The sequence below is a fragment of the Pseudozobellia thermophila genome, assembly GCF_900141855.1.
Lineage (GTDB): Bacteria > Bacteroidota > Bacteroidia > Flavobacteriales > Flavobacteriaceae > Pseudozobellia > Pseudozobellia thermophila.
Genome location: NZ_FQYU01000001.1, coordinates 692,446 through 705,307, shown reverse-complemented (window position 1 = coordinate 705,307; position 12,862 = coordinate 692,446). Strand labels below are relative to the sequence as shown.

At 46.5% G+C, this 12,862-nt stretch carries 11 protein-coding genes; 4 read left to right on the top strand and 7 right to left on the bottom strand.

Annotation, left to right across the window (positions count from 1 at the left end):
• Positions 1–176: 176 nt before the first annotated feature.
• The 3 genes from BUB37_RS03050 to BUB37_RS21565 form a co-directional block, all read right to left on the bottom strand.
• Positions 177–4,058, bottom strand: coding sequence for a two-component regulator propeller domain-containing protein (locus BUB37_RS03050; RefSeq protein ID WP_170863105.1), 3,882 nt, complete (start codon positions 4,056–4,058; stop codon positions 177–179).
• Between the two features lie 714 nt (positions 4,059–4,772).
• A complete protein-coding gene (locus BUB37_RS03040; protein WP_072988281.1) occupies positions 4,773–5,327 on the bottom strand; it encodes a hypothetical protein in 555 nt (184 codons plus the stop codon).
• Positions 5,328–5,346: 19 nt separating this feature from the next.
• Entirely contained in the window at positions 5,347–5,508 is a 162-nt protein-coding gene (locus BUB37_RS21565) for a hypothetical protein (RefSeq protein WP_170863104.1), read from the bottom strand.
• A gap of 405 nt (positions 5,509–5,913) precedes the next feature.
• On the opposite strand from BUB37_RS21565, the gene BUB37_RS03030 reads away from it, so the two are divergent.
• Together BUB37_RS03030 and BUB37_RS03025 are read left to right on the top strand one after the other, a co-directional pair.
• Positions 5,914–6,648: a LytR/AlgR family response regulator transcription factor gene (locus tag BUB37_RS03030; RefSeq protein WP_072988274.1), complete on the top strand. Its 735-nt coding sequence runs from the start codon at positions 5,914–5,916 to the stop codon at positions 6,646–6,648.
• 72 nt (positions 6,649–6,720) lie between these two features.
• The gene (locus BUB37_RS03025; RefSeq protein ID WP_244526709.1) at positions 6,721–8,598 is read left to right on the top strand and encodes a tetratricopeptide repeat protein; all 1,878 of its coding nucleotides are present in this window, start codon (positions 6,721–6,723) and stop codon (positions 8,596–8,598) included.
• Here BUB37_RS03025 and BUB37_RS03020 read toward each other — a convergent pair.
• Positions 8,588–9,160, bottom strand: coding sequence for a DUF3109 family protein (locus BUB37_RS03020; RefSeq protein WP_072988270.1), 573 nt, complete (start codon positions 9,158–9,160; stop codon positions 8,588–8,590). The two genes, BUB37_RS03025 and BUB37_RS03020, sit on opposite strands and share 11 nt — an antisense overlap.
• A gap of 119 nt (positions 9,161–9,279) precedes the next feature.
• Between BUB37_RS03020 and BUB37_RS03015 the strand changes: the two genes are divergently transcribed.
• Positions 9,280–9,858 carry a MarC family protein gene (locus BUB37_RS03015; RefSeq protein ID WP_072988266.1) on the top strand — a complete coding sequence of 193 codons (579 nt, stop codon included), beginning with the start codon at positions 9,280–9,282 and terminating at the stop codon, positions 9,856–9,858.
• A 14-nt stretch (positions 9,859–9,872) separates the two neighbouring features.
• Positions 9,873–10,076: a hypothetical protein gene (locus tag BUB37_RS03010; RefSeq protein WP_072988262.1), complete on the top strand. Its 204-nt coding sequence runs from the start codon at positions 9,873–9,875 to the stop codon at positions 10,074–10,076.
• Here BUB37_RS03010 and BUB37_RS03005 read toward each other — a convergent pair whose 3' ends face one another.
• The 3 genes from BUB37_RS03005 to BUB37_RS02995 form a co-directional block, all read right to left on the bottom strand.
• Positions 10,077–11,696: a S41 family peptidase gene (locus tag BUB37_RS03005; protein ID WP_072988258.1), complete on the bottom strand. Its 1,620-nt coding sequence runs from the start codon at positions 11,694–11,696 to the stop codon at positions 10,077–10,079.
• Between the two features lie 13 nt (positions 11,697–11,709).
• Positions 11,710–12,147, bottom strand: coding sequence for a deoxycytidylate deaminase (locus BUB37_RS03000; protein ID WP_072988254.1), 438 nt, complete (start codon positions 12,145–12,147; stop codon positions 11,710–11,712).
• 83 nt (positions 12,148–12,230) lie between these two features.
• Entirely contained in the window at positions 12,231–12,815 is a 585-nt protein-coding gene (locus BUB37_RS02995) for a HupE/UreJ family protein (RefSeq protein ID WP_072988251.1), read from the bottom strand.
• Positions 12,816–12,862: the final 47 nt, after the last annotated feature.

Below are 12,862 nucleotides of genomic sequence, written 5' to 3'. Positions count from 1 at the left end.
CCTCGTTACTCGTCGCATCGGAGGTGGTAAGGGTTTGGGTCGCATGAAGTTTACGGTGCAGCTGCCTTATTGATGGTCTTAGAAGGAAGAGGTAAAGGTGGTTTTGGATTGTCTTGGGAAGAAGGGCAGCCAAGCCCTTACCGGGGGCCGCACCCTACAAGGTCCTGTGCCCTTGGCTAAGAATGTGCCTTTAGATACTCCGCAGGGGTCGTTTTGTACGTTTCCTTAAAACACTTGATAAAATAGGAAGGGGTGTTAAAGCCCACCGCATAGGCCACCTCATTAACGGTGATGTCCGATGTCCTTAAAATATGTGTCGCCAATTTTAAGCGCTGGGAGCGTATAAACTCCGTTGTACTGAGTCCCGTATAGGCTTGAAGTTTGCGGTGCAACTGCATGCGGCTCATGCCCAGATGGGCACTAAAGACCTTGGCGTTGAATTGCGGGTCGCCCAACTTATCGTCGAGAAGCTGCTGTACCTTGTTGAGAAACAGTTCGTCGGTAGAGGTAATGGCCATATCGCTGGCCTGTAGTTTTAGTTCTTGGCTGTACTTGGTGCGCAACGCCCTTCTCCCTTCAATAAGGTTATCGACCCTTTTGCTAAGGACACGGATCTTAAAGGGCTTCTCCACGAAGTCGTCTGCACCGGACTGCAAGCCCCTCATCTCGTAATCCTCACCCGTGCCCGCGGTCAAAACGATGATGGGTATATGGCTGGTCCGCTCATCGGCCTTTAGCCGTTTGCACAATTCTATACCGTTAATTTTGGGCATCCGGACATCAGAGACAATAAGGTCGGGAACGATCCTCAGGGCCATATCGATGCCTTCCTGCCCATCGGCCGCCTCATAAACCTCATATTTTTCCTTCCATACCGATTTAAGAAACTCCCGTATTTCGGGGTGGTCTTCAACGATCAAAAGAATAGGCCTGTCGTCCGTTCCTTCGTTGTTGGTATCAGCCCCATCCTTTGTTTGCCGATAGCCGACCTCATCCGTTTCCGGTTCGTCCGTCGATAGGCCGCGGGCCTTATCCGGTTTGTCCGTAGTCTTGAATACCGGCAATAAGACCCTAAACGAAATGAAATTATCCCCTTCCCGAACGCCTTCGAGTTTCCCCTTATAGAGCTTTACCGTCTCACGGACCAGGGAGAGTCCGACCCCTGCACCCTCCATGAATTCATCCTTTTGATAAAACCGGGTAAACAGTTTTTCTACATCGATATCGCTGCCGGGGGCTATTTCGTTTTTTACATGGATCTTTAAATGATCGCCCTCCTTGCTAGCCTCAAAACGACAAAGCCCCCCCTGAATTCCGTGTTTGAAGGCATTTGACAAAAGGTTTCCCACTATTTTGTCAAGGGCGTCCTCGTCGTAAAACGCCTCACCGATGTCCTTAATGTCGACTTCATATTTTATCTGTTTCCGCTGGGCGTGATATTCGAAGGAAGCGGTCAGCATTTTTAAGAAGAGTTCGATATTGCCCTTGTTCATTTTCAGTTCGAAGCCCCCTTTTTCAAGCTTGGCCAAATGCAAGAGTTGGTCGACCAAGGCTATCATGCGGTTGGTGTTTCGTTTGATCATCGAAAAATTGGAATACTCCTCATCCGACAGTCGCCCTTCGCCCAACTTGGCATCGATCGGTCCGGCGATCAAGGTCAAGGGTGTTCTGAATTCATGGGATATATCGGTGTACAGTTTTGATTTGAGTTGGTTCAGTTTTTTTAAACGCAGCGTTTCCTCTTCCTTCACTTGTAGGCTCATTTTAATTCGCCATCTCCATTTGAGGTATTTGTACAAAGCCAGGACCACGAAAACAAAGGTGACGAAATAACCGAATTTGGCAAATGTTGTCAGGTACCAAGGAGGTTTGATGGTAAAGGAAAGGGAGGCCGGTACATCGTTCCAAACACCGTCATAGTTGCTAGACTTTACCTGAAACTCATAGGTGCCGGGGGGCAAGCGCGTGTACCGTGCAAAATTTTTGTTGCCCGCATCGACCCAAGCCTCGTCATAATTCAATAAGCGATATCGGTATTCATTTTTTTCGGGCAATGAATATTGAAGGCTTGAAAAAGTAACCGATACCGTATTCTGGTCATGGGGCAGGTCGAGGGTTCCGACGGTCGACTTGGCCTTGCCATAAACCTCAAAACCTGTAATCGTCGTTTTGGGCAGGGTGGTGTTTTCTTCCAAATTTTCGGGCCGGAACCAATAGAAGCCATCGAGCCCCCCAAAATATAATGTGCCGTCGATTCCCCGATAATACGCTCCGGTATTAAATTCGGTTGCCAGACCATCGTAGTTCGTATAGTTGGTAATATGTGGTGGTAACGAATCGGATTTCGGTAGGCCGAATTTGGTAATCCCTTTATTGGAGCTCAACCATAGGTTACCGCTTTTGTCTGGCAGTATGGCATAAATTACATTGTTCGCAAGACCGTTTTCAACCGTAAAGGACTTAAATTGGTTTTTTTCAATATCAAGGGAATTAAGTCCGCCCCCATTGGTACCCACCCATAAGGTTTCCGATCCATCGTAGTAGAGCGACTTAATACGGTTGCTCGTCAAAAAACCTTCCCTACCGCTCGATTTAAAGGATTTGAAGCGTTCTTGGGAAGTATCGAAAAAAACAAGGCCATCGGTCTCCGTACCGATCCACAGATTGCCCTTTCCATCGGAAGTTATTACCCGGATATTATTACTGGAAATGCTGTTTTCGTCCAACGGGTTGTGCTTGTATTTTTTTATTTCCCCTTTTTGTTTGTCGAATTGAATAAGTCCTTCTTCCCGGGTTCCCAACCAAATGCGCCCTTGTTCATCCTGATATATACACCAGACCGTATTTGCCGATAACGAAGGCTTTGACAAGTTGTTGTAGGAAACAAAGCCGCCCTGCCCCTCCCTTATATCGAGGCCTCCGCCTTGGGTGCCGATCCAGAGTTCGTTTTCCCGATCGACAAAAAGGCTCATGATCCTATTGGAACTGAGTGTGTTTTCGCTTGAATAGTCGACCGTATGGGTTCTCCAGCTGTTGGATGCCGGTTCGTATTGGGTGAGCCCCTTGCCCGATGTACCCACCCATACGGTGGCATTGGAATCGACCGCTATCGAACGGACCACATCTATACTTATTTTTTCGGGGGTCTGATAGTTGGTGAAGGAGTTGAATTTTTCCAGGTATTCGTCGTAATAGCTCAGGCCCGCCCCATCGGTACCGAACCAAATGATACCCGAATCGTCTTCATAGATGCATAAAATATCGTTGTAGTGAAGGGCCTTGGGGTTGTGTTTTTCGGCAACAAAACGATCGATGGTCGATGACCTAAAATCGATCAAGAACAGACCGCGACCATAGGTAGCGACCCACAATCTATCGCTACTGTCGAGATAGAGGTCTTCGATGTTCAAATTGACCGGAAGGGGGTCTGTGAAGGGCAGCTCCGATATACGGTGCAAGGTCGGGTCGTTTTTTTTCCTAAAAAAAAGGCCATCGCCAAAACTACCTATCCATTGGCGGCCCGACGGGTCCGTTTCAATATCGCTGAAATTGGCACGAATTTCCTTGCCGTAGCGGTCTTTGAAAACCAGCGCTTCGGAACGGCCGCTCCTTTTATCGAAGGCTATCAAACGGCCGTTCGTAGCCAGTAGAATATGTTCCGGGTCTTGCTGTGAAATACTGTAGATCGGGGTCTGGCCCCCATCGAATGGGGCCACTTGAACAAATTTTCCGGTCCGAGGCTCCAATTTGAACAGGCCATGCGAAAAAGTTCCGGCCCATATATCCAGGGAACGGTCTTGAAATACGACACTGGCATCCTTCAATTCCCCGACGGGCCCGAAGGTTTGTTCGGCATAGTCGAACTTGCGAAGTATTCTGTCGGAAGGTATTATCCACAACCCCCCTTCCCTGTCTTTATAAACCTTGCCCAACTTGCTATAATTGGGTTTGGTGTTGTCTTCAAATGTGAAGGGAAATACCGTGAACTGCCGACCGTCATATTTGTTGAGCCCGTCCTGTGTGGCAATCCACAGATAGCCTATGCTGTCTTGCGTCACAGAAACAGCACTGTTTTGAGAAAGGCCTTGGTGGCCCGACAATTGCCTAAAGGTTATTTGTGATTGGGAATATAGAAAACAAGGAATTGTCAAGCATATCGCCCTGATCATCTGTTCTATTCGTAGGGGTATAAAAGCTCGAATCACCTCAAAACCTATTTAGGTTCAACCATATCCACTTGCACATGACCATAGAAGCTCGAATAAATGCAAAAAAAAAGCCGCAAGTAAAAATTTGCGGCAAACAAGGTTATTTTATTTATGATACCGCCAAACCGTACGCCTCCGTTGATTATCAAAATCGATTTTACCAAGGGTGCTGATTCAGGTAGTTCCCCCGAAACCTATAATCGAGCATGTCACCAATTCCGATGATTTGGGCTGGTGTCCTCAAGGTTGCATCAAGTGAACAAAACAGCTATTTTCATAGCTTGCTTGCCGTAGAGCCGTACCTTATGGTTTGGCAGTTTCATTAAATTATTTGCTTATTCCCCATCTGTGACTTTCGTATTTGTATTACGTTTATCTTGACAAAAATTTCAGTAATCTGTTCTGTTTTGATCTCGGTTAGACCAATCGGGGGAATGTAAAAGTAAATATTTTCCTGAAAACCCCACCATCTAAACCCATAATAATACAACTTAACCCAATACATTTTAGAAGGTTAGCGTATTTATGGTCAGTTATGCGCTAAAAACACATGGCAAACCGACGTCAATTCTCATTTCTAGCCCGAAAACTCCCGGTTATTTTTATGGCCTTCCCCCTAAAGTTTCTCATGACCAGGTTCAATGTCCCGGACAACAAACCGTTTTCCTCTTTGGACACATACACCGTTCCGTGTTCCGTATAAAAGGGCAATTCGCCCAGGGTACCCACGTCGGCAAAACCAAATACGCCTTCTCCCACAGGAGAAAAACCCAAGGTTTTTTGGCTGACATTGTAATGGCCTACCGGGTTATTCGACCCGTCGGCCTGTTTAAAAAGGACCAGGCCCATCGTGTGCTGGATCCCGTTCTTGGAAGGCCCCAAGTTGATCTCGATCCTCGAAAATTTTTTCTTTTGCCCCTTCAATAGGGCCGATTTTTTAAAAACGGCTTTTCCCGAAATTGTAAGGTCTGAAATTTCCTTGGCCTTTACGACATAACTACCGTCTTCGACAAAGGGGTCGTCCAACAGTCTATTGTCACTGGTCCGCGTATTGGAAATGAGCACTATGGGCAAGAGCAGCCAAAAGCCCATTTTACCGGTTTTTATCAAAAAATCCATGTTTTCAGCATTTCAAACGTTAGGGGTTGAGGCTTTCGACCCTCCCCGATTCCTTCTTCGGTTGTCCGAACGCGATGTTCGCTTCCTCTTCCTGGTTCGTTGCCAACTCTTCTGCCACCTCCCTATCATTTCGATCCGTAACGGCCGCCACGACCAAGGTCAAAACCAGTAACCCGAACATAATCACACATTTTTTCATCGCCATAATTATTAATTCAACATCATCTTTAGTTATACCTCGATACACTCAAAATTCAACTATCAATTATGGGAAACATTTTGTCAGGCCTATGCCAAACAACACGTCTAAAGTAGTGTCGGGAGCCTTAAACATCAGGCCGTTTTGTATAAATGGTATCTTTTTTTGTATAATCGGCCCCATCAAAATTCAAAGCGGGAGACAGCCCATATACATGCTTTTTATTTGTAGGTTTATTCTTAGTAATTAATAAAGAATTGCCTTCCAAAATCAAAATCTGGGGCATTTATTACCATTCATACGGTAAATATCACCATCGGTACATATTTTTTTTCTTTTGTGGGGTATACGATTAAATTTGATTAATTTACCGTAAAGCTTAATGTTATGTTAGATGCAGTAATCGTAGACGACGAAATCAAGGCCTTGCAGAGCCTTACTTGGGAGCTGACTAACTTCAGCGATGAGATAAATGTAAACGCCTCCTTTACGGACCCGTTCGAAGCGCTCGACTATTTGGAGAAGAACACGCCCGATTGTCTTTTTTTGGATATCGAGATGCCGACCATGGACGGGTTTCAGTTCATCCAGAAATTGACGAACAAAAACTTTCCCGTGGTAATCACCACGGCCTATAACCAGTACGCCATCAAGGCTTTAAAGAACGAGGCCATCGATTACCTGCTCAAGCCGATAGACACTGACGACTTGCGGGAAACCATTGTAAAAATCAGGAAATTCAACGCCCGAAACTATACCGCCGAACGTCTGGAGAAAATTTTGCTGAGCTTTAATGCCAACCCCAAGCACAAAAAAATCACCTTGAACACCGACGGAAAATTGGTCTTTCTCAATAGTGACGATATCCTCTATGCCGAATCCGATGGCAATTACAGTACGGTGTTCTTAAGCGACGGACACAAAATCGTTCTTACCAAAAAACTAAAGGAAGTCAACGAACTCTTGCCCGATAGTTCGTTCTTCAGAATTCACAATTCGTATATTATCAATTTGAACAAAATAAAGGAATTTTTAAAAACGGACGGATACGTAATTTTGGAGTCGAACCACAAAATACCCGTATCCCGTCAAAAGAAATCCGATTTTTTGGATATGCTCTAACAGTTAATGCAGTCCCAAATTACATATCCTTTCCCTTGTTTCCCTACGCGTATATCACGCCACGTATACCTTGTGCCCATTTTTTTTTTCCTGCTCCTTCAGCTTTCCTTCGCCCAAGGGGAACAAGAACAGTTCCGAAAATCGGTCGACAGCCTTATCGAGTCGGCGCCTAAATCGTACGACCAAATACATACGGCCCTGGCCAAACACAGTTCAGACACCATCAAAATGGCCTATTTTGCCAAAATAGCCCAACTGAACAATTACCACAGCGGCCAAATATACGCCTTGAACGAACTGGGCAGGCGTTTTCGCTTTTTATCGCAGTTCAACGAATCGTTGGAAAAGCACAAGGAAGCCTTGGCAATAGCCAGGAACACCGACAATATCGAGCTCGAAATCTATACCCTTAACATGCTCGGCATACTTTACAGAAGGATAAATGCCATAACAGCGGCGCTCGACCATACCTATGAGGCCCTTGAACGGGCCCAAACCGTGAGCCATCCCGACATGGGCATCAAAAGGGCCATCAACGCATCGGTAAGCAACATCGGGCACATCTATAGGGTCTTGGGGCAATACGACCTGGCCATCGAGCAGTTCAACAAGGCCATAAAATTGGAAGAGGTCCTGAACAACAAACTGGGTTTGGCCGAGAACAACCAGTACATTGGCGAGTGCCTGGAGGCCCAAGGAAGATTGGAAGAAGCCCTTGAGAGTTACAATTGTGCCCTGCGCTACAACCAAGAACTCAAGAACGAGCGGGGCGAAATTCTCTGTCAAAACGGTATTGCCCATGTTTATGTGCACCTCGGAAAAGCCAAGATGGCCGTCTTTATGTTGGGCGATGCATTGGCCCGGGCCAAGAAATTGGGGGAACACGCCCTTATCGCCTCGGTGCATCTGACCTTGGGATGGGCCCTGACCGACCTGAAAAGGTACGACGAAGCCGAAGAGAGCCTGTTGAGCGGACTTGAATTGGCCCGCAAATACGGCCTGATGCGAACCAGGGCAGAAGCCTATTCCTTCTTATCGGACCTTGCGGCCGCCGAAGGAAATTACGAACAGGCCCTAAAATACCACAAAACCTCCCTCGACGTTGAATCACAGATCAAGAACGACCAAAACGTGCGCTATGTCTATAATTCGATTATCGAAAAGGATAACGAGGCCAGGGTATCGAGCATCAACCAGCAACTGCGAAAGAACAATACCCGGCTGCTGGTTTCCGGTATTGCCATAGCCCTATTGGCCGGTATTTTTTACATTCTCTACCGCCAATACCAATTGAAGAACGACAAGAAGTTGCTGACCCTTGAACAAAGCATGCTGCGCAGCCAGATGAACCCGCACTTTCTGTTCAATTCCTTAAACTCCATCAAGCTGTATATCATCAACAACGAACAAAAGAACGCGGTACACTACCTGAACAAATTTTCAAAATTGGTCCGAAAAATACTCGAATCCTCGTCCATACGCGAAATTCCCTTGGCCGAAGAACTGGAAACCGTGGAACTTTACATGAATATCGAGAACATCCGGTTTTCCAACGAAATAGAATTTAAGGTACATGTCGACAAGAACATCGACCCCCATACCGTCAGGATACCGTCGTTGATCCTGCAACCGTTTCTCGAAAATGCCCTGTGGCACGGACTCTCGTCAAAAATCGGGGATAAAAAAATAGAGGTTCACATAACGAAGAAGGTCAAAGACTTTATCGACATTTCCATCACCGATAACGGTATTGGTCGAAAGGCCGCCGAAAAGATAAAGCAGAACAAGGTTTTAAAACGCAAATCGGTCGGTATAGAGATTACCAAGGAACGCTTGGCCAACTTCTCAAAGGATTACTTAAACTCCTTTGACGTCGAGATCGTCGATCTATACGATGCCGCAAACCGGCCTGCGGGCACCCAGGTAATTTTGCACATCCCTACTGCCTAAGGTGCTCCTTCGCCACCTGTTCCAGCTGTTCGTACCAGTCCAATCCAAATTTTCGGATCAGGGCCTCCTTTACAAATTTGTAGATAGGCACCTGCAATTCTTGCCCCAGCGAACAGGCTGCATCGCAAATTTCCCACCTATGGTAGTTTACGGCCGTAAGTTGCGTATACTCGCGTACCCTGACCGGATACAGGTGGCAAGAGACCGGTTTTTTCCAATTAATGGCCCCTTGGTTATAGGCCTCCTCTATGGCGCACTTGGCGGTCCCGTTTTTGGAGAAGGTCACGTAGGCACACTCACTGCCGTTGACCAAAGGGGTTTCCCACTCGCCGTCCTCCCCTTTAATGTATGTTCCCTGTTCCTCGATGGCCGCTATGCCCTCGGGCCTAAGAAAGGGCTTCACCGTTTCGTAAATATCGGCCAAAATGGTGGTTTCGTCGTCTTCGACCGGGGCCCCGGCATTGCCGTCAACACAGCAGGCGCCCTTGCAGGCATTCAGGTTACAGACAAAATCGTTTTCGATGATTTCTTCAGATACTATGGTTTTTCCTAACTGGAACATGATCGTGTTTTACAGAGGCAAAGATACTTTTAAAACCCGATTATTTAACAGTAATTTATCGTAAGATCTATGCCCAAAACCTTTTCGAATAAATGTACTTTTGCCGAAAATTATAAGCCATGGAACTTCATTTTGACCTTCGCGAAGTAGCAACCGCCACTATGGTTCTTTTTGCCGTCATCGACATTCTGGGAAGCGTCCCTATCATTATCGGCCTGCGTAAAAAAGTCGGACACATCCAATCGGAGAAGGCTTCCATTGTTTCGTCGATAATCATGGTCTCCTTTCTGTTTGTCGGCGACGAAATCCTGAACCTTATAGGCATAGATGTCTATTCATTTGCGGTAGCGGGCGCCTTTATTATTTTCTTTTTGGCCATAGAAATGATCTTGGGCGTTACCCTGTACAAGGAAGACGAACCCGAAAGCGCCTCGATAGTACCCATTGCCTTTCCGCTAATCGCCGGTGCCGGGACACTTACCGCATTATTGTCGTTGAGGGCTGAATACCACGTGGAAAACATCATAATCGCTATCTTTGTAAACACCATTTTTGTTTATATCGTTCTTAAATCGTCCAAACGGATAGAAAGAGTGCTGGGCAAAAACGGACTTAACATCATCAGAAAGGTTTTCGGGGTGATTTTATTGGCCATCGCCGTAAAACTTTTCGCCGCCAACATCAACGAACTCTTTTAAAAACAGGACCATTCATGAACAAGGTACTCACCATCGTCTTACTTGCCATCGCCATTGCATTGATGGCCTATAACGCCACCATGATAGATTTTGACGCCCCGCTCAAGGGAGACAGCAGTGTTGCCGTTATCGGTATATTGGCCCCCCTTTGCGCCATTCTCTTGGTGCTGATCTATAGGACAAGTAAAAAAATACAGGACAAGGTAGAGCGACACTGATCACTGTTCCGCCCCTGGTGTGGTACGGGCTGCGTAAGAAGGGCTGTCGAGCTTAATTACCTGCTGTAACATGGCATCTTCGCTACTCTTTATCTTGGCATAGACATTAGGCCCGAAGAGCTGTTCGGCCAAGGCGGCCTTAAGATATACCTTAATGCTCTTTTCGTAGGTATAGAAATCCATTTTAAGGTTTCTCGAGAGCAAGTAATCGACAAACTCTTGAAAAAGAATGTCGTCGACCTTAAAGTTGTCTATAAACTCCTGCTCGCTATAATCGGCATATTTTTGACGGTCGCCGTCCAAATGTTCGAAAATAAAGTAAGACAGCCAGCCGTAGCTGTCCATGCTCTGTACGGCCTCTTCCTCGTTGGTTCCTATGGGCACGAATACATCGGGGATTATGCCTCCCCCGCCATAGACCACTTTTCCCTTGGGCGTGGTAAACTTCAGGGAATCGGCGACCTTGATGCTGTCGACCGAAACCAATTCACCGTTGTGGTAGCGTTCGGTAAATTTTTTATAATAGTCCTTGGTGCCGTTCTTATAGGTCTTCTGAATACTTCTTCCGGTTGGGGTATAGTATCGCGAAACCGTTAGGCGAACGGCCGAGCCGTCCCCCAATTCCATCTCGCGTTGCACCAGTCCCTTGCCGAAGGAGCGACGCCCGACGATCGTACCGATGTCGTTGTCTTGCAGTGCACCCGCGATGATCTCGCTTGCCGACGCCGACCTTTCGTTTATCAATACGTATACGGGCCTGTCTTCAAAACCGCCCTTATCGGTGGCGTAAATTTTATCAATTTTCCCCTTTTTATTCTTGGTAAAAAGAATCAGTTTTCCCTTTTGTAAAAACTCATCGGCCATTTGTTCGGCCACGCCCAAATACCCCCCGGGGTTATCGCGAAGATCCAAGGCCAACTTGTTGGCCCCCTTTTTTCTTAGTTTGGCAAGGGCTTCCTTAAACTCCTTATAGGTAGACTCCGCAAAGCGGTTGACCTTGATGTAGCCTATGTCGTCGGTGAGCATGTAATACGATTCTACGCTCTTTATCGGAACGATGCCCCGCTTGACCTTTACATCAAAAATCCGATCCTCTTCTTTGCGGTATATTTTTAAGGTAACCGTACTGCCTTTCTCTCCCTTTAGCTTTTTTACAATGTCATCGCTTTGGAGGTTTTTTCCATAAAGGGTATCCGAATCGGCCATCAATATCCGGTCGCCCCCTTTAATGCCCTTTACCTCACTGGGGCCATTAGGCACCGTCCGTATTACGGCTATGGTATCCTTATAGGTATAAAAATTAATTCCGATCCCAACGAAATCGCCCTTCATGTTTTCCGAAACCCGTTTCATATCCTGTTTGGGGATGTACACCGAATGCGGGTCGAGTTTTTCCAGGATTTGGTTTACCGTCATGTCGACGATGCTGTCGGTATTGATGTCATCGACATATTCGTAATCGATATAATCGATAAGCCTGTTCAGCTTGTCTTTCTTTGAGTTGGTGGTGAAAAGTTTTTCGGGCGTATCGCTAAAATGTAATTTGCCCCCGACAAAAATACCCACGGCCAGAGCGGCGGCAACGATAGTCGGCCATATGTAACTGAGTTTTTCTTTCATAAATCAACGGCCGCTAGACCAAGGTTTCTATTTCGGGCATGTGGACCAGTTCAACGCCGGCCCGCTCCAAAAACCGCAGGCCCGAATCGTCTTTATACGCCGTTTGGTACACTACACGTTTAATGCCGGACTGGTGGATCAGCTTGCTACATTCCCTACAAGGCGATAGCGTAATGTACAGCGTTGCCCCTTCGCAAGATTGGGTCGACGAGGCCACCTTACTGATGGCGTTGGCCTCGGCATGCAGCACATACCATTTGGTATATCCTTCTTCGTCCTCACAAATATTCTCAAAACCGGTTGGTGTACCGTTGTACCCATCGGAAATGATCATTCTGTCCTTAACGATAATGGCCCCCACCTGTTTTCGTTCGCAATACGAAAGTTTGCCCCATTCTTGGGCCATCCTTAGATAGGCCTTATCGTATTTCTCTTGTTTACTGTCTTTCATCACCTTGGAAAACCACTAAGATACCTGCTTTCAAAAAGTTCGGCAATTATTTGGGGTTAATTTTAAGTGAAAGCAAAAAAGGCCTATACGGGAAACGTACGAACCAACATAGGTATTGTAAGAAGCAGAATTAAACTTGAAAAAATGACGACGAACCATTTTTGTGAAAGCTTGGTCCCCGATATCACAAAGTAGGAAATCGTCAAAACCGAGAGCACGATTACCACCTGCGATACCTCGATGCCCGAGGCAAAGCCCAGCAAGGGCACCACCTTGTTGTCGATCTCGGCCATCAGCATTTTAAAGTAATTGCTGAAGCCAAAACCGTGTATAAGTCCGAAAAATGCCGTGGCCAAGGTGTGAAGCCACAGGCTTTTGGTTGCCGATGGCCTATTGACAAACACCAAGTTGAAAATAGCGGTCAATGCAATGGTCACCGGAATCAAAAATTCTATAAGCTCCACATCCATTTCGACCACGCCGTACGTGCTCAAGGCCAATGAAAGGCAGTGCGTAACGGTAAACACCGTTGCGAGCAACACTACGCTTTTCCAGCTTTTGAACGTGAAGGGCAGGGCCAGGGCCGCCAAAAAGAGGATGTGGTCGTAGGCATTGATGTCGAGCACGTGCCCCACTCCCAAATTTAAATAGAACCAAAAGTCTTGCATCGTGTTTGAAATAAGGATTACTTATCAAAGATACCAAAAGTGGGACA

Bases quoted from the DNA above. Each gene is read 5' to 3' on its own strand.
- BUB37_RS03040 (WP_072988281.1), bottom strand. From the start codon at position 5,327: ATGGATTTTTTGATAAAAACCGGTAAAATGGGCTTTTGGCTGCTCTTG.
- BUB37_RS21565 (WP_170863104.1), bottom strand. From the start codon at position 5,508: ATGTTCGGGTTACTGGTTTTGACCTTGGTCGTGGCGGCCGTTACGGAT.
- BUB37_RS03030 (WP_072988274.1), top strand. From the start codon at position 5,914: ATGTTAGATGCAGTAATCGTAGACGACGAAATCAAGGCCTTGCAGAGC.
- BUB37_RS03020 (WP_072988270.1), bottom strand. From the start codon at position 9,160: ATGTTCCAGTTAGGAAAAACCATAGTATCTGAAGAAATCATCGAAAAC.
- BUB37_RS03015 (WP_072988266.1), top strand. From the start codon at position 9,280: ATGGAACTTCATTTTGACCTTCGCGAAGTAGCAACCGCCACTATGGTT.
- BUB37_RS03010 (WP_072988262.1), top strand. From the start codon at position 9,873: ATGAACAAGGTACTCACCATCGTCTTACTTGCCATCGCCATTGCATTG.
- BUB37_RS03005 (WP_072988258.1), bottom strand. From the start codon at position 11,696: ATGAAAGAAAAACTCAGTTACATATGGCCGACTATCGTTGCCGCCGCT.
- BUB37_RS03000 (WP_072988254.1), bottom strand. From the start codon at position 12,147: ATGAAAGACAGTAAACAAGAGAAATACGATAAGGCCTATCTAAGGATG.
- BUB37_RS02995 (WP_072988251.1), bottom strand. From the start codon at position 12,815: ATGCAAGACTTTTGGTTCTATTTAAATTTGGGAGTGGGGCACGTGCTC.